This window comes from Cellulosimicrobium sp. G4 BAM 1002, assembly GCF_057126935.1.
The window spans coordinates 2,154,211-2,180,774 of the sequence record NZ_CP182109.1; the positions used below are offsets into that span (position 1 = coordinate 2,154,211).

Sequence of the window (26,564 nt, forward strand, 5' to 3'; positions counted from 1 at the left end):
CGCGCAGGCCCACTAGGCTCTGCCGGGTGCCGACCGACCAGCAGCCCACGACCGGGGACGTCGACGTCCTCATCACCCTCCTCGACGACGTGCCCCTGCCGGCGTACTCCCACCCGGGGGACGCGGGCGCCGACCTCGTGACGACGGTCGACGTCGAGCTCGGGCCCGGGGAACGGGCCGTGGTGCCCACGGGCGTCGCGATCGCGCTGCCCGACGGTTACGCGGCCTTCGTCCACCCCCGCTCGGGCCTCGCCGCGCGGCACGGGCTCACGGTCGTCAACGCGCCGGGCACGGTCGACGCCGGCTACCGGGGGGAGATCAAGGTGACGCTGCTCAACACGGACGCGCGCGAGCCCGTCACCCTGCGCCGCGGCGACCGGGTCGCCCAGCTCGTCGTGCAGAAGGTCGAGCGCGCCCGGTTCGTCCGGGCCGAGCGGCTGCCCGGATCGCACCGCGGGGAGGGCGGCTTCGGGTCGAGCGGGGGCTGGAACGCCGCACCCTGACCCGCGGCACCGCTACCCCCGTCCTGCGGGCTAGTGTGGAAGTGCGGGACGAGCGTCCCGCGAGGAGTCCCGGCCACGCCGGGCAGGTGAAGGAGTTCGTCCCGTGGGTCTGTTCCGCCGCTCCAGGTCGTCCGAGCCGGCCGAGTCCTCGGCGCCGTCGAGCACGTCGTCCGAGCCGGACGTCGACGTGTCGACGGCCGAGAAGCCCGTCAACGCGACGCCCGGAGGAAGCGCCGACGGCACCGCCGCGCGAGGACCGTTCGACTCGTCGCAGGTCTCGGAGCGTGGCGCCCGCGTCGACCTCGGCGCGGTGTGGCTCCCCGGCGTGCCGGGCATGGAGCTGCGCATGGAGGTCGACAAGAAGACGCAGCGCATCACGGGCGTCTCGTGCGCCGTCGCCGGATCGGGCCTGCAGGTCCAGGCGTTCGCCGCGCCGCGCACCGAGGGGATCTGGGACGAGATCCGCGGCGAGATCGCCGCGTCCGTCACGAAGCAGGGCGGGACGGTCGACGACGTCCCCGGCCCGTTCGGGCGCGAGCTGCTCGCGCGCATCCCCGCCCAGACTCCCGACGGCCGCCCCGGTGTGCGTCCTGCGCGCTTCGTCGGGGTCGACGGGCCGCGCTGGTTCCTGCGCGGGGTCGTCACGGGCAAGGCCGCGGTCGACCCGGCCGAGGCGCGGCTGCTCGAGTCCGTCTTCGCCAACATCGTCGTGGTGCGCGACCAGAGCCCGCGCCCGCCGCGCGACCTGCTCACCCTCCACCTGCCCGGCAAGGCGCCGGCGCCGGTCACCCCCGCACCGGCCGGTGCGCCCGAGACCCCGTCGTTCGACCCGCTCACTCGCGGGCCGGAGATCACGGAGATCCGCTGACATGTCCCCGACCCTGCGTGACGCGTGGCGTACCGCTCTCGCCTCCCAGGAGGAGATCGCGGCCGACGAGGAGCGCGTCGAGGCTGCCCGGCAGACGGGCTGCCACGCCGTCGCCGACCTTCCGAACCGGCGTCGGGCCAAGGTCTCGGGCATCCTGCGCTCGGTGGTGCTGCGGCCCCGCGAAGGCGTCCCGACCGTCGAGGTCGAGCTCTTCGACGGCTCGGGCGTCATCGACCTCGTGTGGCTCGGCCGACGCCGCATCGTCGGAGTCGAGCCCGGGCGCCGCGCGCTCGTCGAGGGCCTCGTGTGCGAGGTCGACGGACGACGGACCATGTTCAACCCGCGGTACGAGCTCCTGCCCAAGCCGGGGGAGTGACGGCCCGGCGCCGGCCCACAGGTCTGGCCGGCGCACCCGACGCCACGTACGATCCCCGCGCACCGACCGCTACCGAGGACGCCCACAGATGACGAGCAGCAGCGACCCGGCCGCACCCGACCGCGACGGTGGTGCGGCCACCGCGGCCGCCCACGACGCCGAGGTCGCCGAGACCGTCGTCGACGACGTCGCGGCACCCGAGGACGGCCCCGCCCGCGGCGTGCGGGCGCTCGCGGGCGACCAGTTCTCCGTCGCCGACGCCGTCGGTGGCGTGCGCGGGCTGGTCGAGTCCGTCGCACCAGGGCTCGTCTTCGTCGTCGTCTACGTGGCGACGACCGACCTGCAGTGGGCACTGGTCACGTCGGTCGCGGCGGCGTTGGTCGCCGTCGCCGCACGGCTGGTCCAGCGCACACCCGTGACGCAGGCGTTCGGCGGTCTGCTCGGCGTGGCCATCGGCGTGCTGTGGGCGTGGCGCTCCGGCGAGGCGCAGGACTACTTCGCGTGGGGGCTCTGGACCAACGCGGCCTACCTCGTCGCCCTCGTCGTGTCCGTGCTGGTGCGGTGGCCCCTCGTCGGCCTCGTGGTGGAGGGCTTCCGCAGCGGGTTCGGGGTCGGCGGTGCGACCGCCTCGGCGACGTCGGACACGGCCTCGGCGACGCGAGGTGCCGCGACGCCCGAGGCTGCCGTGGAGCCGGAGACCAACGGCGAGCCCGGTGCCTTCGCGCGCTGGGCGCGCACGTGGCGGTCGGACCGGACGCTCATGCGCCGGTACACGGCGGCGACCTGGCTCTGGGTCGGGCTGTTCGCCGCGCGTCTCGCGGTCCAGGTGCCGCTCTACCTCCAGGGCGACGTCGGCTGGCTCGGTACCGCGCGCCTCGTCATGGGCATCCCGCTGTGGGCGCTCGTCCTCTGGCTCACCTGGATCCTCGTCCGCCGCCCGCACGTCGCCGCGACGAACGGAGACACGACGACGGGTCGCTCCTAGGTAGGGCGTGTCTCTCACGTCGGGTGCCCGCGCAACCATGCTCACTCAAGGGGCAGAATCAAGGCTGTGATCAGGGTCGGCTTCACGCGCAGCATCGAGGACGACTACGAGGCGATCGTGCTGCTGGACGTGGAGTCAGGCGACACGATCGAGTTTCAACGCTCGCTGGCTCACGACCCGCAGGACGTGGCCCTGGACCAGGACACCTATGCGATCGTGCGTGGTGGTGCCGCCGTGCACTACGGCGGACTTGTCCGGTTCGACGTGCAGGGCGATGTCCTCGCGCTCGAGTTGGACTCTGACGCAGCAGAAGTGCTCGAGCTGCCCAATCTGGTCGAGCTCATCTTGGACGATGCAGCACGCGGGGTTGTCGATCTGCACCTGCCCCGGATCGTGGCGCCGACCTGATGATCTGGCGTGCTGACGCCCAGAGCCGGGAGGACCGCGCGTGGCGCTTCCACGCGGTCTGCCACGGCCCGAACCGCTCGGGATGATGATCGCGCCACGCGATGGCCCGTCCGGTACTGATGCACGATCTTCTCCACGACCTGACGATGGTCACGCCACGGACGCGGACACCCCGAGACCCGCGGCATCAACGGGACGATCGACACACCCTGCTCGTCAGACAAATCCCGACCGTGATGCACGACCGCACACTCTGCAACATCGCGGCGGCTCCGCGAGGAGAAGAGACATGCCTCAGACGCACTTCTGGATCTCGTCTCGCCGCGCTCGTGCCTCTCGGTGGCGTTGGCGGCGACGGAACTGTGCCCTGAGTCGCCGTTGAGCGGTTTCCATGCGGTCTGCCGACGGGTCTGCTGCCCGCTCGTAGTACTCGCATTCTGCGTCGTCGCGCCCGCCGTCCGCTTCGACCAAGCGGCCCAAGGAGACCTTGCTGGATTCGCCTCTTGGGAGCGCCGCAACCCACGGCCCCTTGGCCGATTCGCTACCCACGTGCCCAGGGTAGGGCAGCGAGCATCCGGGTGTCGTCAGGCGAGCTCGGGGGGCGTCTGCGTGACGTCGTCCGGAACGTGCGCGCGCAGTTCCGCGGCGTCGGTGTCCGGGTCGACGGCGTCCTGCTCGCCTGCGAGGAGGCGGCTCAGCGCGGACTCGTCGGACTCGTTGCCCGTGACGAGGAGGAGCTCGTCACCGGCCTCGAGGGTGTCGTCGGCGCTCGGTGCGATCGGCCGGGTGCCGCGCACGATCGCCGCTAGCACGGTGTCGACCGGCCAGCGCACCTCGCCGACGCGGTGTCCGACGAGCGGGGACGCGGGCGGGAGCGTGACCTCGAGGATGTCCGCCCCCGACTGGTGGAACGTGAAGATGCGCACGAGGTCGCCGACGGCGACGGCCTCCTCGACCATCGCGGTCATGATGCGCGGCGTCGACACGGCGACGTCGACGCCCCACGACTCGTCGAACATCCACTCGTTCTTCGGGTTGTTGACGCGTGCGACGGTGCGCGGGACGCCGAACTCCGTCTTCGCGAGGAGCGAGACGACGAGGTTGACCTTGTCGTCGCCCGTCGCGGCGACGATGACGTCGCACTCGTCGACCTTCGCCTCAGCGAGCGAGGAGAGCTCGCACGCGTCCGCGAGCAACCAGTCCGCCTCGGCGACCTGGGCGACGCGCATCGCGGCGGGCTGCTTGTCGATCAGCATGACCTCGTGGTCGTGGCTGAGGAGCTCCCGGGCGATCGAGCGGCCGACGGAGCCCGCTCCCGCGATGACGACGCGCATCACTCGACCTCGACCTTCGGTGCGTGGGTGAGGACGCGCTCGACGGCGGCGGTGCCGTCGGCGGTCATGAGGACGTGGAGCTCGTCGTTCTCCTGCAGGACGGTGCGCTCCGTGACGAGCACACCGTCGCCGAACCGCCCGACGAACGCGACCCGCGCGCCCGTCGCCTCCTCGATCGCACGGACCGTGCGTCCGACCCAGTCCGGGTGGAAGTCGAGCTGCGCGAGCCGCACCTGGCCCGACGGGTCCCGGTACTCGTCGGTCGCGCCGAGCGGCAGCATGCGGCGCAGCACCTGGTCGGCGGTCCAGCGCACCGTCGCGACGGTCGGGATGCCGAGCCGCTGGTAGATCTCTGCCCGCTGCGGGTCGTAGATGCGGGCGACGACCTTCTCCACGCCGAAGGTCTCGCGCACCACGCGTGCCGACAGGATGTTCGAGTTGTCGCCGTCGGACACGGCCGCGAACGCGTACGCGTCCTCGATGCCCGCCTGGACCAGGGTGTCGCGGTCGAAGCCGACCCCCGTCACCTTCTTGCCGGTGAACTCGCCCGGCAGCCGCCGGAACGCGTCGGGGTTCTGGTCGACGATCGCGACGGAGTGGCCGCTCGCCTCCAACGACTGGGCGAGCGTCGCGCCCACACGGCCGCAGCCCATGATGACGAAGTGCACGCCACGAACGCTATACCGCCGGGGGCCGCTCGCGCGCGTCCCGCGACCGAGGAGCGCCCGCCGGGGAAGTCCCCCCGCGTGACGGGGCGCGACCGGGCCCGGGCGGGCATAGCATGATGCCTCGTGTCGGAGATCGCTGATGCCGCGAAGCGGCTGCTCGTCGGACGCCCTGTGCGGAGCGACCGGCTGGGCCACACGCTGCTCCCCAAACGCGTGGCGCTGCCCGTGTTCGCGTCCGACGCGCTGTCGTCCGTCGCGTACGCCCCGGACGAGATCCTCCTGACCCTGGCCCTCGCGGGCCTGACCGCCACGATGATCTCGCCCTGGGTGGGGCTCGCGGTCGTGGTCGTGCTGCTCACCGTCGTCGCGTCGTACCGCCAGAACGTGCGCGCGTACCCGTCGGGCGGCGGAGACTACGAGGTCGCGACCGTCAACCTCGGCCCCACGGCGGGCGTCGGTGTCGCGTCGGCGCTCATGGTCGACTACGTGCTGACCGTGGCCGTGTCGATCTCCTCCGGCGCGCAGTACGCGGCGAGCGCGATCCCCGCGCTGCGCGACCACGAGGCGGCGTTCGCCATCGGGCTCGTGGTGCTCCTGACGCTCGTCAACCTGCGTGGGGTCAAGGAGTCCGGGACCTTCTTCGCGATCCCGGTCTACCTCTTCATGCTCGCGATCGGCACGACGGCGGTCGTCGGGTTCTTCCGCTACCTCACCGGGTCACTGGGGCAGGCGGAGAGCGCGCAGTTCGAGCTGACCGCCGAGAGCGGCTTCGACCAGGGTCTCGTCGGCATCGCCGGGGCGTTCCTCGTCGCCCGGGCCTTCGCGTCCGGGTGCGCCGCGCTCACGGGTGTGGAGGCCATCAGCAACGGCGTGCCCGCCTTCCGCAAGCCCAAGTCGCGGAACGCCGCGACGACGCTCGCCCTGCTCGGCGGCATCTCCGCCGTGATGATCCTCGCGATCCTCTTCCTCGCGCGCGCGACCGGCGTCCACTACGCGGAGGACCCGCACTCCCAGATGTCGCTCGACGGGGAGCCCCTGCCCGTCGACTACGTGCAGCACCCCGTCATCGGTCAGCTCGCCGAGACCGTGTTCAGCGGTGCCCCGTGGCTCTTCTTCATCGTCTCGGCCGTGACCGGGCTCATCCTCGTCCTCGCGGCCAACACGGCGTTCAACGGCTTCCCGGTGCTCGGCTCGATCCTCGCGAAGGACGGGTACCTGCCGCGCCAGCTCCACACGCGCGGCGACCGGCTCGCGTTCTCGAACGGCATCGTCACTCTCGCCGTCGCGGCGATCGTGCTCATCTGGGCGTTCGACGCCCAGGTGACGCGGCTCATCCAGCTCTACATCGTGGGCGTCTTCGTGTCCTTCACCCTGTCGCAGCTCGGCATGGTCCGGCACTGGACCCGGGCGCTGCGGACCGAGCACCAGCCGCGCGAACGGGCCCGCATGCGGCGCTCCCGGGTCGTCAACACCGTGGGGCTCGCGATGACCGGCACGGTGCTCGTCATCGTCCTCGTCACGAAGTTCACGCACGGCGCCTGGATCGCGATCCTCGCGATGGCGCTCGTGTTCGTCCTCATGAAGTCGATCCGCAAGCACTACGACTCCGTGCGCGACGAGCTGGCGCTCGGCGACGACCTCATGTCGGCCCGAGCGCTGCCGAGCCGCGTGCACGCGATCGTGCTCGTGTCGAAGATCCACAAGCCGACCCTGCGGGCGCTCGCGTACGCGCGCGCCTCGCGCCCCTCGGTGCTCGAGGCGGTGACGGTGGGCGTCGACGCCGAGGACGTCGACGACCTCATGCGGCAGTGGGAGGCGCTCGACCTCCCGGTGCCGCTGCGCGTGCTCGACTCCCCGTTCCGGGAGATCACCCGCCCGGTCCTGTCCTACGTGCGCTCGGTGCGGCGCGAGTCCCCGCGAGAGCTCGTCGTCGTGTACATCCCCGAGTACGTCGTCGGGCACTGGTGGGAGCAGCTCCTGCACAACCAGAGCGCGCTGCGCCTCAAGGGGCGGCTCCTGTTCACGCCGGGCGTCGTCGTCGCCTCCGTGCCGTGGCAGCTCTCGTCCACGCAGGGGCAGACGGGCCTCGAGGGTGAGGGCTACCGCCAGCGGTTCCCGGGCTACTGACGGCGTTCGGCGGGCCGTCCGGGATACTGGAGCCATGCCGTCCCCCTCGAGTGGTCCCGCCGTGCCCTCCGACCGACCGTCCGACCGTCCGTCCCGCGGCCCGGCCGGTGGCGCCGACGCGCGCCCGCGCCAGCGCACGTCACGGGGGCGCGGCGAGCGGCAGACGCGCCAGTCGCCGCGCGTGAACCCTCGACCTGAGGTCGACATCGAGGTCGAGCTCGAGATCGGTCCGGTCGCCCACGGCGGGCACTGCGTCGCGCGGCACGACGGCCGTGTGGTGTTCGTCCGGCACACGCTCCCGGGCGAGCGGGTCCGGGCGCGGGTCACGGAGGCCGGCGACGACGCGAAGTTCTGGCGTGCCGACGCCGTGGAGGTCCTCGAGGCGTCACCCGACCGCGTGCCGTCGGTGTGGCCGGAGGCCGGGCCGGGCGGCGTCGGTGGTGGCGAGCTCGCGCACGTCGCCCTCCCGGCCCAGCGCCGGTGGAAGCGCGACGTGCTCGCCGAGCAGCTGCGCCGCCTGGCCGGCATCGACCTCGACGTCTCTCACCCTCAGGTGGAGGTCGAGGGTCTGCCGGGCGACGACGTGCGCGGCGGGCTCGGGTACCGCACGCGCATCGACCTCGTGGCCGACGACGCGGGCCGGGCCGGCATGCACCGGTTCCGCTCGCACGAGGTCCTCGCGCTGGAGGCGATGCCGCTCGCCACCGACGAGGTCGCCGAGCTCGCCACCCACGAGAAGGTCTGGTCGCGCCGGTGGCGACCCGGGACGCGGCTCGAGCTCGTCGCCCCGCCGGGGACGGCGCCCGTCCTCCTGGTCGACGGCGAGCCGTGGCGCGGCGGGTCGCTCGACCAGCGCGACAACGCGCGTCGCAGCGTCACCGAGCAGGTCGCGGTGGGCGACCGCACGTACGAGTTCCGAGTGGCGGCCGACGGCTTCTGGCAGGTCCACCGGCACGCGCCGGCGACGCTCGCGCAGGCGGTGCTCGACGGCGTCGGCGACGTCACGGGTGCGCGCGTGCTCGACCTGTACTCGGGCGCCGGCCTGTTCACGTCGCCGCTCGCGGCCGCGGTCGGGCCGTCGGGGACCGTCGTGGCGATCGAGGGCGACGAGCGGGCGGTGCGCGACGCGCGGCGCAACGCGCACGGTCTCGACCAGGTCGACCTGCGGCACGGGCCGGTCGAGCACGTGCTCCGGGCGGACGAGGCGGGCGCCGACGTCGTCGTGCTCGACCCGCCGCGCGTGGGCGCGGGGCGCAAGGTGGTCGACGCGATCGCGGCACGGCGTCCGTCGCGCATCGTGTACGTCGCGTGCGACCCCGCGGCGCTCGCGCGCGACGTCTCCTACCTCGCGGGCCACGGCTACGCGCTCGAGGGCCTGCGGGCCTTCGACCTCTTCCCGCACACGCACCACCTCGAGGCCGTGGCGGTCCTGACCCGCTGAGGCCCGCGACCGCCGCCGTCGCCCGGCGGGGCGGCGGGGAGGAGGATGGGAGAGGCAGGGCGAGCGCGGAGGGAGCGTGGCGAGGGTGACGACGACACGACCGGCCGAGACTGCCTCGATGGCGGCGGACCCCGGCGACGTGCGCGACATCGTCGGGGTCGGCGTGCTGCTGGCGAACGGACGCCTGGCCGGGCGGAGCTTCGCGACGCGCGCGGAGGCCGAGGCGTGGGCGCGGCCCGAGGAGGGCGAGCAGGTCGTCGAGCTCAACCTGCTGTGCGACTGCGACCTCTGAGCCGCGGCGTCAGGGGCCGCACCGCGTCCGCCCAGGATGCGGCGACCCATATATCTTGACGTCAAGATATATGGGGTATGCTGGTCGCGGTGCAGGTCGCAGCGGGTCGTGGACGAGCCGCCGACCACCGCACCGGCCGTCCCGAGGGATCCGGCCGGAGCGGCGCACCGGCCCGGCGTAGTCTGGGCGAAGCCCCCTGAACCATGGCATCCGTGCCACCGTCTCGCCACGAAGGAGCTACGAGTGAGCAGCGTCGACACGTTCGGGTCGAAGGGAACGCTGGAGGTCGGTGAGAACTCGTACGAGATCTTCCGCCTGTCCGCCGTCGAGGGTGTCGAGCGCCTCCCGTACAGCCTGAAGATCCTCGCCGAGAACCTCCTGCGCACGGAGGACGGCGCCAACATCACGGCGGACCACGTCCGCGCGCTCGCGTCCTGGGACCCCGCCGCCCAGCCCGACACCGAGATCCAGTTCACGCCGGCGCGCGTGATCATGCAGGACTTCACCGGTGTGCCGTGCGTCGTCGACCTCGCGACCATGCGCGAGGCCGTCGCCGAGCTCGGCGGCGACCCGTCGCGCATCAACCCGCTCGCCCCGGCCGAGATGGTCATCGACCACTCCGTCCAGATCGACGTGGCGGGCCGCGCGGACGCGTTCGAGCGCAACGTCGAGTTCGAGTACCAGCGCAACCACGAGCGCTACCAGTTCCTGCGCTGGGGCCAGACGGCGTTCGACGACTTCAAGGTCGTCCCCCCGGGCACCGGCATCGTGCACCAGGTCAATATCGAGTACCTCGCGCGCACCGTCATGACCCGTGAGGTGGGCGGCGTGCTGCGCGCCTACCCGGACACGTGCGTCGGTACCGACTCGCACACGACGATGGTCAACGGCCTCGGCGTGCTCGGTTGGGGCGTCGGCGGCATCGAGGCCGAGGCGGCCATGCTCGGCCAGCCCGTCTCGATGCTCATCCCGCGCGTCGTCGGCTTCAAGCTCAACGGCTCGATCCCCGCGGGCGTCACCGCGACGGACGTCGTGCTCACCATCACCCAGATGCTGCGCCAGCACGGCGTGGTCGGGAAGTTCGTCGAGTTCTACGGCGCGGGCGTGGCCCAGGTGCCGCTCGCGAACCGCGCGACCATCGGCAACATGAGCCCCGAGTTCGGCTCGACCGCCGCGATCTTCCCGATCGACGGCGTGACGATCGACTACCTGCGCCTCACCGGCCGCAGCGACGAGCAGCTCGCGCTCGTCGAGGCGTACGCCAAGGAGCAGGGCCTGTGGCTCGACCCGACCGACCCGAGCTACGTCGAGCCCGTGTTCTCGGAGTACCTCGAGCTCGACCTGTCGACGGTCGTCCCGTCGATCGCGGGCCCGAAGCGCCCGCAGGACCGCATCGAGCTGGGCGAGGCGAAGGAGTCGTTCGCCTCGGCGATCCTCGACTACGTCGACGCGCAGGAGGCGGCGCCGTTCACGGGCCTCGACGAGTCGGTCGACGAGACGTTCCCCGCGTCCGACCCGATCGCCGCCGCCGCGCACGACAACGAGTCCGACCACCCGGTCGCGCCCGGTCACGCGGACAGCGCGAAGCGCCCGCACAAGGTCGTGCCCGTCACGCTCGCGGACGGCACGGCGACCGAGCTCGACCACGGGCACGTCGTCATCGCGTCGATCACGTCGTGCACCAACACGTCGAACCCGTCGGTCATGCTCGCCGCGGCGCTCCTCGCGAAGAACGCGGTCGACCGCGGCCTCGCGTCCAAGCCGTGGGTCAAGACGTCGATGGCGCCGGGCTCGCAGGTCGTCACGAACTACTACGAGAAGTCCGGCATGTGGCCGTACCTCGAGAAGCTCGGCTTCCACCTCGTCGGCTACGGCTGCGCGACGTGCATCGGCAACTCGGGCCCCCTCGCCGAGGAGATCTCGGCGACGGTCAACGAGCACGACCTCTCGGTCGTCTCGGTCCTGTCGGGCAACCGCAACTTCGAGGGCCGCATCAACCCCGACGTGAAGATGAACTACCTCGCGTCGCCGCCGCTGGTCATCGCGTACGCGCTCGCCGGCACGATGGACTTCGACTTCGACGCCGAGCCGCTGGGCACCGACCCGCACGGCGAGCCCGTCTTCCTCAAGGACATCTGGCCCTCGCCCGAGGACGTCCAGGCGACGATCGACTCGTCGATCGACCGCGACATGTTCACCAAGGACTACGCCGACGTCTTCACGGGCGACGACCGGTGGCGCGCGCTCGAGACGCCCGAGGGCGACACGTTCGAGTGGGACCAGGAGTCCACCTACGTCCGCAAGCCCCCGTACTTCGAGGGCATGCAGGCCGAGCCGGCGCCCGTCACGGACTTCTCCGGCGCCCGCGTGCTGGCGAAGCTCGGCGACTCGGTCACGACGGACCACATCAGCCCCGCGGGTGCGATCAAGGCGGACTCGCCGGCCGGCAAGTACCTCGCCGAGCACGGCGTGGGGCGTCGCGACTTCAACTCCTACGGCTCGCGCCGCGGGAACCACGAGGTCATGATCCGCGGCACGTTCGCGAACATCCGTCTGCGCAACCAGCTCCTCGACAACGTCGAGGGTGGCTACACGTTCAACTTCGTGAAGAACGCGCAGGACACGATCTACGACGCCGCGCAGGACTACGCCGCGCAGGGCACGCCGCTGGTCATCCTCGGCGGCAAGGAGTACGGGTCGGGCTCGTCGCGCGACTGGGCGGCCAAGGGCACGGCGCTCCTCGGCGTCAAGGCGGTCATCACCGAGAGCTTCGAGCGCATCCACCGCTCCAACCTCATCGGGATGGGCGTCCTGCCGCTGCAGTTCCCGGCGGGCGAGAACGCCGCGTCGCTCGGCCTCGACGGCACCGAGACGTTCGACATCTCCGGCGTCACGGCGCTCAACGAGGGCACGACTCCCTCGACCGTGAAGGTCACCGCGACGAAGGCCGACGGCACCGCAGTCGAGTTCGACGCCGTCGTGCGCATCGACACGCCCGGCGAGGCGGACTACTACCGCAACGGCGGCATCCTGCAGTACGTGCTGCGCTCGCTCGTCGCCTGAGTCAGGAGTGCAGCGCAGGTGAGGGACGAGGCGCTCGCCCGCAGCGGAGCGTAGGAATCGGACGACCGACAGGTCTCGTCGCCTGACGCGGCACCGCACGACGACGGACGCCCCGTCGCTCCTTCGTGGAGCGGCGGGGCGTCCGTCGTGCGGCCCGAGCAGGTCGTGGCGACGTGCCGGGCTCGTCAGTAGGTCAGGCTCGTCAGGTAGTCGAACGAGTCAGCGGCGAAGTTCCGCCCGTCGGGGGCGAAGTCGTACTCGACGGTGTAGTACTTCACCTTGCCCTGGGCGGCCTGCAGGATGGGCTCCCACTCGATCTCGCCCTCGCCGACGTCGGCGAACGTCGCCCGGGCGTCCCCGTTGAGGAAGCCGTCCTTGACGTGCAGGAGCTCGATGCGGTCGCCGTACTCCTCGAGGAGGGCCACGACGTCCACACCGGCGTCGTACGCCCACAGCACGTCGACCTCGAACGTCACGTACCGGGGGTCGGTGTTGTCGGCGATGATCTCCCACGCCGACTTCAGCTCGCCGGTCTCGGGTACGACGTACTGCGTCGTGAACTCCTGCTGGTGGTTGTGGCCGAAGATCTTGTGCAGGCCCTGCTTCTTGGCCCGCTCGCCGAGCCGGTCGAGCGTCTCGGCGGTCGCGAGCACGTCCTCGTAGCTGCCGATCCCCGGGCTCGCGAAGCCGCCCGAGCCGACGTAGTGCTGCCCGATGGTCTTGGCGTACGCCAGGGTCTGGTCGAACGTGGCCTCGTCGGTGCTGTTGTGCGACGCCGAGGCCTTGAGGCCGTGCTTCTTGAGCAGCGCGGCGAACTCCTCCGCCGTGTAGCCCGAGAAGTTGCCGCTGAACGGCTCGACGTTCTTGTACCCCATGGCGGCCAGCTCGCCGAGGACGGCGTCGAGGCCGACCTCGTTCACCCAGGGGATGAGGCTGAACATCTGGATCGAGACCTTGCTCGCCGGCACGGTGCGGCCGGCGTCTGCGGGACGACCCTCGCCCTGGCCGGCAGCAGCAGCGCCGGACGCCGCGCCCAGCAGGAGGGCCAGGGTGGCCGCGGAGCCCGCGGTGGCGCGCAGGGTACGGGTCGTGAAGCTGGACTTCGTCATCGTGTTCCTCTCGACATCCTCGTCGCACCGCCGACACCGACGGTGTGCCGGTCCACGACGCCTCCGTCGCGACCGGTCCGCCGACCCTAGGCACGACTTCTGCCGTACGTCAATCAGAAGTCGCATGTCGTCGAGCGAATGGGTGGCCGCCCTGCCGTGGTCGGCGGTGACGCCGGGACCACCGCGGAGCACACTGGTCCCATGGGATCGAACGAGAGCACGACCCGGCCGACCGGCGCGGACGTCTCGGCGTTCGTCGGGGCGGTGGAGCACCCCGTGCGGCGCCGTGACGCGCTCCGGCTCGTCCGGCTGATGTCCGAGGTGACGAGCGAGCCGGCGCGCATGTGGGGTCCGTCGATCGTCGGCTTCGGCTCCTACCACTACCGCTACGCGAGCGGCCGCGAGGGCGACATGGCGGCGGTCGGGTTCTCGCCGCGCAAGGCCGCGACGACGCTGTACCTCACCGACGGCGTCGACGAGCACGCCGAGCTGCTCGCGCGGCTCGGGCCGCACACGGTCGGCAAGGCCTGCGTGTACGTCAAGGACCTCGACGACGTGGACCTCGACGTGCTCGCCGAGATGGTCCGGCGGTCGTACGCGACGCTCACCGGGACGCCCGCGTTCGGCAAGCGGCTCTCCGGACCGCCGGCCACGTCGACCTCGGCGGAGGGCGTCGCGGGCACCCCGTGACCGTACCGCCGGACGGCCTCTGCGCAGGTCAGAGCGGTGCGTCGAGCGTCCGCGACCGGTCCCACGGCTCGGTCCAGCCGAGCCGGTCGAACAGCGCGTCGAGGATGCCGCCCGTGAAGCCCCACACCAGGTGCTCCCGGCCGTCCGCCTCGACGAGGAAGCCGGGGCTCTTGTGCACGCGCCGGCCGTTGCGAACCGTGACGGTCCGGCGCCGGACCGGGTCGAGGAGGTCGGCGACCGGCACGCGGAACACGTGCGCCGACTCGGCGACGTCCACGGCGCGGACGGGCGTCGGCCGGGACCACCACCCGAGCACCGGGGTGACGAGGTGGTTGCTCACGGGCACGGGCAGCTCGCCCAGGGTGCCGAGGACGTCGACGCCGGAACGATCGAGGCCCGTCTCCTCCACGGCCTCGCGCAGCGCCGCATCGACGGGGCCGTCGTCGCCGGGGTCGATGCGCCCGCCCGGGAAGGCGACCTGCCCGGGGTGGTGACCGAGCGTGGCCGCCCGGGCGAGGAGGAGCACGTCGAGGTCACGCGGGACCGCTCCGGCCGGGTGCGCGGCGGGCGCGCCGTCGAGCACGCCGAACAGCAGGAGCACCGCCGCGGGCCGGGCGCGGTCGTCGAGCGAGCCGACGGCGAGCCGCCAGGGCACCGGCCACGCGCCACCGTCGACGGCGAGCGCGGCGAGCTGGTCCCGCGCGGGCACGCCGGTCACCAGCTCACCGGGAGCGGGCGGCCCTCCTCGTACCCCGCGGCGGACTGGATGCCCACGACGGCGCGCTCGGCGAACTCCGCGAGGCTCGTCGCGCCGGCGTACGTGGCCGAGCTGCGCAGCCCGGACGTGATCTCGTCGAGCAGGTCCTCGACGCCCGGCCGGTGCGGGTCGAGGAACATTCGCCCGGAGCTGATGCCCTCCTCGTAGAGCGCCTTGCGGGCGCGGTCGAACGGCGACCCGCCGGCGTTCCTCGCCGCGACGGCGCGCGCCGAGGCCATCCCGAAGCTCTCCTTGTAGAGGCGCCCGGTGCCGTCGTCGTGCAGGTCGCCCGGGGACTCGTAGGTGCCGGCGAACCAGGAGCCGATCATGACCTGGGACGCGCCCGCGGCGAGCGCGAGGGCGACGTCGCGGGGGTGGCGCACCCCGCCGTCGGCCCACACGTGCTTGCCGAGCTCGCGCGCCGCCGCGGCGCACTCGAGGACCGCGGAGAACTGCGGGCGCCCGACGGCGGTCATCATGCGCGTCGTGCACATCGCGCCCGGGCCCACGCCGACCTTGACGATGTCCGCGCCGGCGGCGACGAGGTCGCGCACGCCGTCGGCCGTCACGACGTTGCCCGCGACCACGGGGACGTCCGGGCCGACGGACCGCACCGCGTCGAGCGCCTGGAGCATCTTGGTCTGGTGCCCGTGCGCGGTGTCCACGACGAGCACGTCGACGCCCGCCGCGAGCAGCTCCTTCGCCTTGGCCGCGACGTCGCCGTTGATCCCGACGGCGGCCCCGACCCGCAGGCGGCCCTGGCCGTCGAGCGCGGGGGAGTACACCGAGGAGCGGAGCGCGCCCTTGCGCGTGAGGACGCCGAGCAGCGAGCCGTCGCGCGTGACCGGCGCGACCTTGAGGCGGGCGCCGTGGAGCTGGTCGAACGCGGCCTCGAGCCCGGACCGGCCGCCGTCGAGAACGGACGCGTCGAGGACGAGCGGGTCGGTCGTCATGACCTGGTGCACCTGGGTGAAACGGTCGACGTCGGCGCAGTCGGCCTCCGTGACGACGCCGACCGGGCGGCCGGCGTCGACGACCACCGCGGCGCCGTGCGCGCGCTTGCCGATGAGCGTCAGGGCAGTGTGCACGGTGTCGTGGGGGCCCACGACGACGGGTGTCTCGATGACCGGGTCCTTGGACTTCACGTCCGCGACGACGTCGGCGACGACGTCGGTGGGCACGTCCTGCGGGATGATCGCGATGCCGCCCCGGCGCGAGATCGTCTCGGCCATGCGCCGGCCGGCGACGGCGGTCATGTTGGCCACGACGAGCGGGATCGTCGTGCCCGTGCCGTCGTCGGTCGAGAGGTCGACGTCGAAGCGCGACGCGACCTCGGAGCGCGACGGGACGAGGAACACGTCGCCGTAGGTGAGGTCGGTCGCGGGGGACTGTCCGGGCAGGAAGCGCATGGCTCCATCCTACGAGGTCGTGCCGATCCATTGTCCGCAGAGCGGAATGACGATTCCATCGTCGGGCGATGCGTGCGGCTGCCGCCGGAGTGTGCGTCAATGGCGTGAAGGTCCCGTCGCCCCGCGCACCGTTGCGCGGGTCACCCGCCCGGAGCGCCTAGAGTTGCTCGGGCTGGTCGCACGGGAACGGAACGGGAGCACTGCATGAGCCTGCTGAGCACGATCACCTCGCCGGAGGACGTGCAACGGCTGACACCGGGGCAGGCACGACAGCTCGCCGCCGAGATCCGCACGTTCCTCGTCGACTCCGTCTCGCGCACCGGCGGGCACCTCGGGCCGAACCTCGGAGTCGTCGAGCTCACGCTCGCGATGCACCGGGTGTTCTCCTCGCCCACGGACACGTTCGTGTTCGACACGGGCCACCAGTCCTACGTGCACAAGCTGCTCACGGGCCGCCAGGACTTCTCGGCGCTGCGCAAGAAGGACGGCCTGTCGGGCTACCCGTCGCGCGCCGAGTCCGAGCACGACGTCGTCGAGAACTCCCACGCGTCGACCGCGCTGTCCTGGGGCGACGGGATCGCGAAGGCGAACGTCGTGCGCGGGCTCACCGACCGGCACGTCGTCGCGGTCATCGGTGACGGCGCCCTGACGGGCGGCATGGCCTGGGAGGCGCTCAACAACATCGCCGAGTCCCAGGACCGACGCCTCGTCATCATCGTCAACGACAACGGGCGCTCGTACTCGCCGACCATCGGCGGCCTCGCGCACCACCTGTCGACGCTGCGCACGACGCACGGCTACGAGAGCTTCCTGCAGTGGGGCAAGCGCACGCTCTCCCGGTCGGGCGCTCCCGGGCGGTTCGCGTACGAGTGGCTGCACGGCCTGAAGAAGGGCCTCAAGGACGTCGTCGCGCCGCAGGGAATGTTCGAGGACCTCGGCATCAAGTACGTCGGCCCGGTCGACGGCCACGACATCGAGGCGATGGAGCACGCGCTGCGCCGGGCCAAGGCGTACGGCGCGCCCGTCATCGTGCACGCCATCACGGAGAAGGGCCGCGGGTACACGCCCGCCGAGCAGGACGTCGCGGACCGCTTCCACGCCGTCGGCAAGATCCACCCCGAGACCGGGCTGCCCGTCGCGCCGTCGCGCTTCGGCTGGACGAGCGTCTTCGCCGACGAGATCGTGCAGATCGGCCGTCGCCGGTCCGACGTCGTCGCGATCACCGCGGCCATGCTCGAACCCGTGGGGCTCAAGCCGTTCGCGCAGGCGTTCCCCGAGCGGACGTTCGACGTCGGCATCGCGGAGCAGCACGCCGCGACGTCGGCCGCCGGCATGGCGTTCGCCGGCCTGCACCCCGTCGTCGCCGTGTACGCGACGTTCCTCAACCGCGCGTTCGACCAGGTCCTCATGGACGTCGCGCTCCACAAGGCGGGCGTGACGTTCGTGCTCGACCGCGCCGGCATCACCGGTGACGACGGCGCGAGCCACAACGGCATGTGGGACATGGCGATGCTGCGCATCGTGCCCGGCCTGCGCCTCGCCGCGCCGCGTGACGAGGCCACGCTGCGCGCCGCGCTGCGTGAGGCCGTGGACGTCGACGACGCCCCGACCGTCGTGCGCTACCCCAAGGGCGCGCTCTCGGACGCGCTGCCCGCCGTCGACACCGTCGACGGCGTGGACCTGCTCGCCGTCCCGGCCGGGTCGACGCAGGCCGGAGCGGCGTCGGGCGCCGCGGCCCCGACCCGTCGCCGGGTGCTCCTCGTCGGCGCCGGGTCGATGGCGCGCGTGGCCCTGGGTGCGGCCGAGTCCCTGACGGCGCACGGCGTGGACGTGACCGTCGCGTCGCCCACGTGGGTCCTGCCCGTGCCCAGCGCGCTCGTCAAGCTCGCGGGGGAGCACGACCTCGTCGTGAGCGTCGAGGACGGAGTCGCGGACGGCGGGACGGGATCGCTCCTCGCGCAGCGCTCGCTCGAGTCGGGCGTGCGGACGCCCGTGCACGCGCTCGGCCTGCCCGCGCAGTTCCTCGACCACGCGACGCGCGACCAGGTCGCCTCGGCCTACCGCCTCACGGCGGCCGACGTCGCGCGCGACGTCCTCGACGCGCTCGCGGCCCTCGCGCGCGACTGACGGCCGCGCGACCGACGCCGGCACGGCGAGGCCGGCCTGGTACGCCGGCGCACCAGGCCGACGCGCGGGGTAGGGTCCGGCGCGTGATCTGGCTCCTCGACCTCGACAACACGCTCGTCGGCCGGGACGACGCGTTCGCCGCCTGGGCGCGCAGCGCCGTCGCCGACGCGGGCGGCGACGCTGCCGACGTCGCCGCGATCGTCTCCGCCGACGAGGGCGGCCACGCCCCGAAGCGGGACGTGGCGCGCGTGATCGTCGACCGGCTCGGGTGGGCCGCCGACCTGGACGCCGTCGTCGCGCGGTTCCGCCTCGGCATCCTCCAGCACGTCCAGGCCTATCCGGGCGTGCTCGCCGCGCTCGACGGGCTCCGTGCCGCCGGTGACCGCGTCGTCGTCGTGACGAACGGCACGTCCGCCCAGCAGCGCGGCAAGATCGCGCGCTGCGGCGTCGAGCCGCACGTGGACGCCGTCGTCGTGTCCGACGAGGAGGGCGTCGCCAAGCCGGACCCGCGGCTCCTCGAGATCGCCCTGGAGCGGGTCGGCGCGACCGACGTCGATCGGCAGCAGGTGTGGATGGTCGGCGACGCCGCCCATCTCGACGTCGCCGCGGGACGGGCGGCGGGCGTGCGCACGGCCTGGGTCTCGCACGGGCGCGCCTGGACGGACGGTGACGGGCTCGAGGTCACGGCTGCCACGACGGTGCACGCGCTCGTGCTCGCGTCGTCGGCACCCGCTACGGTCTGACCGGACGGACCGTGGCGGACCCGCGCCCGGTCCGTCCGGGGCGGACGAGCGGGGGAGCCGTCTTTCAGGAGTGCGTGACCTCGACGGCGCGCTCGACGACGGCCCGCAGGTCGCCCCCGCCGTCGGCGTGCCAGGCACGCTGACGTGCGGCACCTGTGCCGCCCGCCCAGAGCCGGCCGAGCAGCTCGGTGACCGCGTCGAGGTCGCCCGCGTCGACGAGTGCGTCGCGCACGTGCGCGACGAGCTGGCCGACGACGTCGTGCGCGGGCGCCGGGCGCCAGGTGAGCGGGGAGACGAGGTCCTCGGCGAGGCCCGAGCGGCCGGCGCGCCACGACGCCGTGCGCAGGATCTCGGGGCGCAGCTCAGGTCCCGGCGTGCCGTCCGCGGCCTGGCGGGCGGCCGTCTCGACGAGCCCCCGGCTGAGCGCCGCGACGAGGGTCGCCGTGTCCGGGTCGAGGCACACGTCGGCGACGCGGATCTCGACCGTCGGGTAGCGCGACGACAGGCGGGCGTCGAAGTAGACCATGTTCTCGTCGAGGATCGTGCCGGTCGCCACGAGGCCGTCGACCGCCTCGTGGTACGCCTCGGGCGACCCGAAGGCCCGGGTCGGGCCCGACGTCGGCCAGCGCGACCAGACCTGGGACCGGAAGCTCGCGTACCCGCTGTCCTGGCCCTGCCAGAACGGGGAGTTCGTGCTCAGCGCGAGCAGCGTCGACAGCCAGGGCCCGATGCGGTCGAGGACCGCGACGCCCTCCGCGTCGTCCGCGACGGCGACGTGCACGTGGCACCCGCTCGTGAGCTGCTCGCGTGCCGTGAGGCCGAAGGCCGCGCGCGCCTCGAGGTAGCGCAGGCGCGAGACGGTGGTGCCCTCGAACGGCAGGGGAGAGGTCGACAGCGCGGCGACGCGCGCTCCGACCCGGTCGGCGGCCTCCTGGGCGCGCCGGCGGCCGTCGCGGATCTCCGTCGCGAGGTCGTCGAGCTCGCGCCGCGGATGGGTCGCGGTCTCGAGCTGCTCCTCCATGAACTCCGACTCGAGCGAGCCGGTCCCGCCGCCCTTGTCGTCCGTGCCCGACGCCTCGAGCGCCTCGGCCGCCCGGGCGACCGGGTGGCCGTCCTCCCCGACGAGCAGGAACTCTTCCTCGACCCCTACGGTGCGCTTCACCCGGGCAGTCTCACACGGATGCCGTCGGCACGTCCGGTGAGCGTGTGACGAGCGTCCGTGTCCTGCGTCACGGCCGCGCGCAGCCTGCGCGATCGAGGGTCGGACAGCCTTGTGAAGGTCATCACAAGACCGGGGCACGATCGCGGGCAAGGGGCCGGGAAACCGCAGGATCCCGCCGTTCCTGGAGGGTCCCGCCCGGCTCGGGACCTAGGTCCCCGGAGGGCCCGGAACCCCTCCGCGAGGGGCGTCGGGTCCCTAGCCTGGAGGTGGCGAAGGAACCCGTCGGGAGACGGGAGCCGGCCGACGCGCGGACCCGCGCGCCAGGTTCGAGGGAGGTCCAGATGACCAGCGTTTCCGAGGCACCCGGCACGACGAGCGGCGGCACCCGCGCCGCGGAGGGCGACACGGCCGACACCGCACGCGTGCCCGCGTGGGAGGGCTTCGTCGACGGCCCGTGGCGCGACCACGTGGACGTCCGCGACTTCATCCAGCGCAACTACCGCCCGTACACGGGCGACGCCTCGTTCCTCGCCGGGCCCACGGAGCGCACGACCGGGATCTGGTCGACGCTGTCGGCGATGTTCCCCGAGGAGCGGGAGATGGGGATCTACGACGTCGACCCGCACACGCCGGCCGGGATCACCGCCCACGCCCCCGGGTACATCGACAAGGCGCACGAGGTCATCGTCGGCCTGCAGACCGACGCCCCGCTCAAGCGCGCGATCATGCCGAACGGCGGCTGGCGCATGGTCGAGGGTGCTCTGCAGACCTACGGCTACGAGGTCGACGAGACCCTCAAGAAGGTCTTCACCGAGTACCGCAAGACGCACAACCAGGGCGTGTTCGACGTCTACCCGCCCAACGTGCGCGCTGCCCGCAGCTCGCACATCATCACCGGCCTGCCCGACGCCTACGGCCGCGGCCGGATCATCGGCGACTACCGCCGCGTCGCGCTCTACGGCGTCGACGCGCTGGTCGCCGCTAAGAAGCTCGACAAGCTCGAGCTGGACACGCAGCCGTTCAGCGAGAAGGTCGTGCGCGAGCGCGAGGAGCACGCGGAGCAGATCCGCGCGCTCGGCGAGCTCAAGGACATGGCGGCCGAGTACGGCTACGACATCTCCGGTCCGGCGACGACGGCCCGCGAGGCCGTGCAGTGGCTCTACTTCGCCTACCTCGCCGCGGTGAAGGAGCAGAACGGCGCCGCGATGTCGCTCGGGCGCACGTCGACGTTCCTCGACGTCTTCATCGACCGCGACCTCGAGGCCGGCCGGATCACGGAGTCGCAGGCGCAGGAGATCGTCGACGACTTCGTCATCAAGCTGCGCATCGTCCGGTTCCTGCGCACGCCCGAGTACGACGCGCTGTTCTCCGGCGACCCGACGTGGGTCACCGAGACGATCGGCGGCATGGGCGAGGACGGGCGGCCCCTCGTCACGAAGAACTCGTTCCGCTTCCTCCAGACGCTGTACAACCTCGGCCCGGCCCCCGAGCCGAACATGACGGTGTTCTGGAGCCCGGAGCTGCCGCAGGGCTTCAAGGACTTCTGCGCGCAGGTGTCGATCGACACGTCGGCCGTGCAGTACGAGTCCGACGAGCTCATCCGCTCCGCCTGGGGCGACGACGCGGCGATCGCGTGCTGCGTGTCCCCGATGCGGGTCGGCAAGCAGATGCAGTTCTTCGGCGCCCGTGTGAACCTCGCCAAGACCCTGCTCTACGCGATCAACGGCGGGCGCGACGAGATCTCGGGCAAGCAGGTCTCCCCGGTGGCGGCGCCCGTCGAGGGCGACGTCCTCGACTTCGACGACGTCATGGCCAAGTTCGACGCGACGATGGACTGGCTCGCCGCGACCTACGTCGAGGCGCTCAACTGCATCCACTGGTCGCACGACAAGTACGCGTACGAGCGCCTCGAGATGGCGCTGCACGACAAGGACGTGCTGCGGACCATGGCGTGCGGCATCGCGGGCCTGTCCGTCGCGGCCGACTCGCTGTCCGCGATCAAGCACGCGAAGGTCTCCGTGGTGCGCGACGAGCGCGGTCTCGTCGTCGACTACGTCACCGAGGGCGAGTACCCGACGTACGGCAACGACGACGACCGGGCCGACGCGATCGCCGTCGACCTCGTCGAGCGGTTCATGGCGAAGGTGCGCACGCACCCGACCTACCGCGACGCGGTGCCTACCCAGTCGGTCCTGACCATCACGTCGAACGTCGTGTACGGCAAGGCGACGGGCAACACGCCCGACGGCCGTCGGGCGGGCGAGCCGTTCGCGCCGGGCGCGAACCCGATGAACGGCCGCGACACGCACGGCATGCTCGCCTCGGCGCTCTCCGTGGCCAAGCTCCCGTACGACGAGGCGCAGGACGGCATCTCGCTCACCAACACCGTGGTGCCGAGCGGCCTCGGACGCACGAAGGACGAGCAGGTCACGAACCTCGCCGGCCTCCTCGACGCCTACGTGGGGTCGAACGGCTACCACATGAACGTCAACGTGCTGAACCGCGAGACGCTCCTGGACGCCATGGACCACCCCGAGAACTACCCGCAGCTGACGATCCGCGTGTCCGGGTACGCGGTGAACTTCGTCCGCCTCACGCGCGAGCAGCAGCTCGACGTGCTCTCGCGCACCTTCCACGGCGCGCTCTGAGGAGATCCCTGATGACCGTCACCCTTCCCGGCCCCGGCGTCCTGCCCGACGACGCGACGCACCTCGACGTGCCGGGGGACCCCGCGCCGTCAGGTGCCGCGGCGGGTCATGCGCGCCGCGCGGGCGCGGGCCTGGACGGGCTGGCGGTCGCGGACGTGGACCGGGCCGACAAGCTCGCGGCGATGCGCGCGGGCGAGCTCGGCTCGGTCCACTCCTGGGAGCTCGTCACGGCCGTGGACGGGCCGGGGACCCGCCTCACGGTGTTCCTCAACGGGTGCCCGCTGCGGTGCCTGTACTGCCACAACCCCGACACGTTCGCCATGAAGGACGGCAGGCCCGTCACGGCGGACGAGCTCCTCGGGCGCGTCAAGCGTTACCTGCCGGTGTTCCGTGCCACCCACGGAGGGCTCACGCTCTCGGGGGGCGAGGTGCTCATGCAGCCCGCGTTCGCCGCGCGCGTGCTGCGCGGCGCGAAGGCGATGGGCGTGCACACCACGCTCGACACCTCGGGCTTCCTCGGCGCGAACGCGACCGACGCCATGCTCGACGACACCGACCTCGTGCTGCTCGACGTGAAGTCCGGCGACCCGGACACGTACAGGAAGGTCACGAGCCGCGACCTCGAGCCGACCCTGCGGTTCGGCCGGCGGATCGCCGAGCGAGGGCTCGTCGGGCCGGCGCCGGTCGTGTGGGTCCGGTTCGTGCTCGTGCCGGGCCTCACCGACGACGTGGAGAACGTCGAGAAGGTCGCCGCGTACGCCGCGTCCCTGAACGAGATCCGCCCGGGCACGGTGGGCCCGCGTCGAGGTGCTGCCGTTCCACCAGATGGGCCGCGACAAGTGGGACGCGCTCGGGCGCACCTACGAGCTCGAGGACACCCCCGCACCCTCGCCCGAGCTCACCGAGCGCGTGCGCGACCAGTTCCGCGCGCACGGCCTCCTCACGTACTAAGGAGCATCCGCCCTCCCCCGAGGAGAGGGACGGGCGACGGTCGGTTCGGGGGCCGTAAAGTTCCTTGGGTGCCGGCCGCGACCCTTGACGCCCATGACCCTCGATGGCGCGCGATCGGCGTGCGGTGGACCGAGCGCGTCGCCGAGGCGCTGAGCGATCTCGACGACCGCGACGGCACGGACCCGGTGGTGGAGCACATCGGGTCCACCGCGGTGCCCGGGCTCGCGGCGAAGCGGATCATCGACCTGCAGGTGCGCGTGTCGCCGCTGCCCGCGGAGGCCGCGCTGCTGGAGGTGCTCGGCCCCCTCGGGTTCTCGATCGCACGGGGCTCGCGTCCGGACTCCCCGGGCGTGTACCGCGACATCCCGCGACCGGGCGCCGACCCGGACCCGTCCCGGTACCGCAAGAGGCTCCTCACGCACCCCGGGAACGACGGCGAGCCGCCCGTCATCCTGCACGTCCGCCTTCTCGGGTCGCCGTTCGCCGAGTACGTGGTCGCCTTCCGCGACTGGCTGCGCGCCCAGCCCGCCGAGGCGGCCGCCTACGAGGCGACGAAGCGCGGTCTCGCCGCACGTCACGCCGACGCCGACGACTATGACGACTACACGCGCGACAAGACGGCGTTCCTCGACGGGGCGCAGCCGCGGATGGAGCGATGGCTCGCGTCGCGCGACGCCGCGACGTGAACGACGACGGGCCGCCCGTGCCCGACGTGCGAGGTGCGCGCGACGTCGTCGCCCAGGCCGACGAGCTCACCGGCCTGCTCGCGGCGCTCGCGGCGGCGCCGACCGCAGCACGCGAGCAGGTCCGCGCCGCGTTCGGCGAGAGCCGCGAGGAGAAGGTCCTCGCGCGGCTCGACACCGTCGGCGTCGGCGCTCTGCGCGACGTCACGCGCGAACGGCTGCGGCTCGGGGCGCTCGCGGACGCCGGGGTCGGCACGGTGGGTGAGGTCGCCCGCCTCGGGCGCGTCGGCCTCGAGAAGGTGCCCGGCATCGGGCCGCAGACCGCGACGCACCTGATCGCGGCGGCGGAGCAGGTCGCGCGCGCCGTCCGGGAGAGCCTGCGCTTCCGCATCGACCTCACCCCGACCGACCCCGTCGCGACCGCGCTCGTGCAGGCGCTGCACACGCTCGACCAGGCCGACGCCGTCGTCGCCCGGTACGGGGACCAGGTGCGGCACGCTCTCGCCGCGCACGCGCGCGTCCGCGACGACGCCCGGGCCGTGACGAGCGGAGCCCGCCGGTTCTTCGCGTGGGGCGAGCGCCGACGTCGTGCGTTCGCCGCCCTGGCCGCGCTCGCGGGACTGCTGCAGGAGGCGCGCGCGTCCGGCCTCGTCGAGGAGGCCGGGCGGATCACCGCTCTGCTCGACGAGCCGGCGCGCCCGTACGACGCCTGGCAGGACTTCCGGCGTCGCTCCGCGGCGTACTACGCGCTGCTCGACGGCGTCGCCCCCACCGGACGGGATCTCGCCGCCGCCGAGGGCCACCTCCCGACGGAGCTCGTCGACCGGGTCCAGTCGCAGGCGCTCGACGAGACGCGCCTGCGCGTCTCGTTGCGCGGCTACCAGGCCTTCGGGGCGCGGTTCGCGCTCGCGCAGCGGCGCGTCGTGCTCGGCGACGAGATGGGTCTCGGCAAGACGGTCCAGGCGATCGCCGTGGTCGCGCACCTCGTCGCGCGTGGCGCGACGCACGCGGTCGTGGTGTGCCCGGCGAGCGTGCTCGAGAACTGGGTGCGCGAGGTGCGCGCGCACTCGACGCTCGTCGTGCACGCCGTCCACGGCGAGGACCGCGACGCGGCCCTCGCGGCCTGGCGGGACTCCGGCGGCGTCGCCGTCGTGACGTTCGCCGGCCTGCGGCGCGCGGGCACGGATGCCCTCGTTGCGGCCGGTCCCGCGGCGCTCGTCGTCGACGAGGCGCACTACGTGAAGAACCCCCGTGCGAAGCGCTCCGTCGCGACCGCGACGCTCGCGGCAGCCGTGCCGCACGTGCTGCTCCTGTCCGGCACGCCCCTGGAGAACCGGGTCGACGAGCTGCGCACCCTGCTCTCCTACGTGCAGCCCGAGCTCGCGGCGAGCCTCGACCCGGCGCAGGGTGCCGCCGGCCCGGACGTCTTCCGCCGTGCCGTGGCGCCCGCTTACCTGCGGCGCAACGCCGACGACGTGCTCGAGGAGCTGCCCGAGCTCGTCCAGGTCGACGAGTGGGAGCGGCTCGGCCCGGTCGACGGCGCCGCATACCGCGAGGCGGTCGCGGCGGGTGCGTTCATGGCGATGCGGCGGGCGGCGTTCGCCGTCGAGCACCCGGAGGACTCGGCGAAGCTGCGGCGCCTCGTGGAGATCGCGCGCGAGGCCGTCGAGAACGGGCGCAAGGTCGTCGTGTTCTCGTACTTCCGGGACGTCGTGGACGTCGTCGTCCGGGCCCTCGGGGACCTCGCGCTCGACCCGCTCACGGGGTCCGTCGCTGCGAGCACCCGGCAGTCGATCGTCGACGACTTCACCCTGTCCGAGACGCCACGCGTTCTCGTGAGCCAGATCGACGTCGGGGGAGTGGGGCTCAACCTCCAGGCCGCGTCGGTCGTGATCCTGTGCGAGCCGCAGACCAAGCCCACGACCGAGGCGCAGGCGATCGCGCGCGCGCACCGCATGGGCCAGGTCGAGACGGTGCAGGTCCACCGGCTGCTCACGGTCGACAGCGTCGACGAGCACCTCGTGCGCCTCGTCGGCACCAAGACCCGACTGTTCGACGCCTACGCACGGCGCAGCGCGCTCGCCGAGGAGGTCGCGGGCGCCGTCGACGTGTCGGAGGCGACGCTCGCGCGCGCCGTCGTCGACGCCGAGCGCGCCCGGCTCTTCGTCGACCCCACCGTGACGTCGACCGAGGACGCGCCGGTCGAGCCACGGGCATAGC

General features: G+C 72.8%; 20 protein-coding genes and 2 pseudogenes. 16 read left to right on the forward strand and 6 right to left on the reverse strand.

Annotated elements, in window-relative coordinates; genetic code table 11:
* The first annotated feature begins 26 nt into the window (after positions 1-26).
* The 5 genes from dut to ACMXGY_RS09705 all read left to right on the forward strand — a co-directional run bounded on the left by dut (position 27) and on the right by ACMXGY_RS09705 (position 3,140).
* The gene (gene dut / locus ACMXGY_RS09685) at positions 27-503 is read left to right on the forward strand and encodes a dUTP diphosphatase (protein WP_483776622.1); all 477 of its coding nucleotides are present in this window, start codon (positions 27-29) and stop codon (positions 501-503) included.
* Positions 504-606: 103 nt separating this feature from the next.
* Positions 607-1,371, forward strand: coding sequence for a DUF3710 domain-containing protein (locus tag ACMXGY_RS09690; protein WP_483776623.1), 765 nt, complete (start codon positions 607-609; stop codon positions 1,369-1,371).
* Position 1,372: 1 nt separating this feature from the next.
* Complete coding sequence (locus tag ACMXGY_RS09695; RefSeq protein WP_483776624.1) at positions 1,373-1,747, forward strand: OB-fold nucleic acid binding domain-containing protein; 375 nt, start codon at positions 1,373-1,375, stop codon at positions 1,745-1,747.
* Positions 1,748-1,835: 88 nt separating this feature from the next.
* Positions 1,836-2,732 carry a DUF3159 domain-containing protein gene (locus tag ACMXGY_RS09700; protein WP_483776625.1) on the forward strand — a complete coding sequence of 299 codons (897 nt, stop codon included), beginning with the start codon at positions 1,836-1,838 and terminating at the stop codon, positions 2,730-2,732.
* 66 nt (positions 2,733-2,798) lie between these two features.
* Positions 2,799-3,140 carry an Imm10 family immunity protein gene (locus ACMXGY_RS09705; protein WP_483776626.1) on the forward strand — a complete coding sequence of 114 codons (342 nt, stop codon included), beginning with the start codon at positions 2,799-2,801 and terminating at the stop codon, positions 3,138-3,140.
* 584 nt (positions 3,141-3,724) lie between these two features.
* On the opposite strand, the gene ACMXGY_RS09710 is transcribed toward ACMXGY_RS09705, so the two are convergent.
* Together ACMXGY_RS09710 and ACMXGY_RS09715 are read right to left on the reverse strand one after the other, a co-directional pair.
* Positions 3,725-4,474, reverse strand: coding sequence for a potassium channel family protein (locus ACMXGY_RS09710; protein ID WP_483776627.1), 750 nt, complete (start codon positions 4,472-4,474; stop codon positions 3,725-3,727).
* Positions 4,474-5,127 (reverse strand): potassium channel family protein, encoded by a 654-nt coding sequence (locus tag ACMXGY_RS09715; RefSeq protein ID WP_483776834.1) that lies wholly within the window; start codon positions 5,125-5,127, stop codon positions 4,474-4,476. Before ACMXGY_RS09715 ends, ACMXGY_RS09710 begins: the two co-directional genes overlap by 1 nt.
* A gap of 138 nt (positions 5,128-5,265) precedes the next feature.
* Between ACMXGY_RS09715 and ACMXGY_RS09720 the strand changes: the two genes are divergently transcribed.
* From ACMXGY_RS09720 to ACMXGY_RS09735, 4 genes are all read left to right on the forward strand, one after another.
* Positions 5,266-7,269: an APC family permease gene (locus tag ACMXGY_RS09720; protein ID WP_483776628.1), complete on the forward strand. Its 2,004-nt coding sequence runs from the start codon at positions 5,266-5,268 to the stop codon at positions 7,267-7,269.
* Between the two features lie 181 nt (positions 7,270-7,450).
* Positions 7,451-8,710, forward strand: coding sequence for a class I SAM-dependent RNA methyltransferase (locus ACMXGY_RS09725; RefSeq protein WP_483776629.1), 1,260 nt, complete (start codon positions 7,451-7,453; stop codon positions 8,708-8,710).
* An 85-nt stretch (positions 8,711-8,795) separates the two neighbouring features.
* Positions 8,796-9,002: a hypothetical protein gene (locus ACMXGY_RS09730; RefSeq protein ID WP_483776630.1), complete on the forward strand. Its 207-nt coding sequence runs from the start codon at positions 8,796-8,798 to the stop codon at positions 9,000-9,002.
* A 243-nt stretch (positions 9,003-9,245) separates the two neighbouring features.
* Positions 9,246-12,065, forward strand: coding sequence for an aconitate hydratase (locus tag ACMXGY_RS09735; protein ID WP_483776631.1), 2,820 nt, complete (start codon positions 9,246-9,248; stop codon positions 12,063-12,065).
* A gap of 185 nt (positions 12,066-12,250) precedes the next feature.
* Here the strand turns inward: ACMXGY_RS09735 and ACMXGY_RS09740 are convergent, their stop codons facing one another.
* Positions 12,251-13,174 (reverse strand): sugar phosphate isomerase/epimerase family protein, encoded by a 924-nt coding sequence (locus tag ACMXGY_RS09740; protein WP_483776632.1) that lies wholly within the window; start codon positions 13,172-13,174, stop codon positions 12,251-12,253.
* A gap of 201 nt (positions 13,175-13,375) precedes the next feature.
* On the opposite strand from ACMXGY_RS09740, the gene ACMXGY_RS09745 reads away from it, so the two are divergent.
* The gene (locus tag ACMXGY_RS09745) at positions 13,376-13,864 is read left to right on the forward strand and encodes a DUF1801 domain-containing protein (protein ID WP_483776633.1); all 489 of its coding nucleotides are present in this window, start codon (positions 13,376-13,378) and stop codon (positions 13,862-13,864) included.
* A gap of 28 nt (positions 13,865-13,892) precedes the next feature.
* Here ACMXGY_RS09745 and ACMXGY_RS09750 read toward each other — a convergent pair whose 3' ends face one another.
* Both ACMXGY_RS09750 and ACMXGY_RS09755 read right to left on the reverse strand, forming a co-directional pair.
* Positions 13,893-14,582, reverse strand: a complete 690-nt coding sequence (locus tag ACMXGY_RS09750) for an NUDIX hydrolase (protein WP_483776634.1) — start codon at positions 14,580-14,582, stop codon at positions 13,893-13,895.
* On the reverse strand, positions 14,579-16,030 hold the full coding sequence (locus ACMXGY_RS09755) for a GuaB1 family IMP dehydrogenase-related protein (protein ID WP_483776635.1): 1,452 nt from the start codon (positions 16,028-16,030) through the stop codon (positions 14,579-14,581). The genes ACMXGY_RS09750 and ACMXGY_RS09755 overlap by 4 nt, the downstream gene beginning before the upstream one ends.
* A 204-nt stretch (positions 16,031-16,234) precedes the next feature.
* Between ACMXGY_RS09755 and dxs the strand changes: the two genes are divergently transcribed.
* Both dxs and ACMXGY_RS09765 read left to right on the forward strand, forming a co-directional pair.
* A complete protein-coding gene (gene dxs, locus ACMXGY_RS09760) occupies positions 16,235-18,157 on the forward strand; it encodes a 1-deoxy-D-xylulose-5-phosphate synthase (RefSeq protein WP_483776636.1) in 1,923 nt (640 codons plus the stop codon).
* An 83-nt stretch (positions 18,158-18,240) separates the two neighbouring features.
* Entirely contained in the window at positions 18,241-18,900 is a 660-nt protein-coding gene (locus ACMXGY_RS09765; RefSeq protein WP_483776637.1) for an HAD family hydrolase, read from the forward strand.
* Between the two features lie 64 nt (positions 18,901-18,964).
* Here the strand turns inward: ACMXGY_RS09765 and ACMXGY_RS09770 are convergent, their stop codons facing one another.
* On the reverse strand, positions 18,965-20,062 hold the full coding sequence (locus ACMXGY_RS09770) for a carboxylate-amine ligase (RefSeq protein WP_483776638.1): 1,098 nt from the start codon (positions 20,060-20,062) through the stop codon (positions 18,965-18,967).
* Between the two features lie 341 nt (positions 20,063-20,403).
* Between ACMXGY_RS09770 and pflB the strand changes: the two genes are divergently transcribed.
* From pflB to ACMXGY_RS09790, 4 genes and pseudogenes are all read left to right on the forward strand, one after another.
* Positions 20,404-22,710: a formate C-acetyltransferase gene (gene pflB, locus ACMXGY_RS09775; RefSeq protein WP_483776639.1), complete on the forward strand. Its 2,307-nt coding sequence runs from the start codon at positions 20,404-20,406 to the stop codon at positions 22,708-22,710.
* An 11-nt stretch (positions 22,711-22,721) separates the two neighbouring features.
* Positions 22,722-23,661, forward strand: a pseudogene (gene pflA, locus ACMXGY_RS09780) (pyruvate formate-lyase-activating protein).
* A 92-nt stretch (positions 23,662-23,753) separates the two neighbouring features.
* Positions 23,754-24,347, forward strand: a pseudogene (locus ACMXGY_RS09785) (GrpB family protein); the annotation flags it as partial.
* A complete protein-coding gene (locus ACMXGY_RS09790) occupies positions 24,317-26,563 on the forward strand; it encodes a DEAD/DEAH box helicase (protein ID WP_483776640.1) in 2,247 nt (748 codons plus the stop codon). The pseudogene ACMXGY_RS09785 and the gene ACMXGY_RS09790, both read left to right, overlap by 31 nt.
* The last annotated feature ends 1 nt before the right edge of the window (position 26,564 follow it).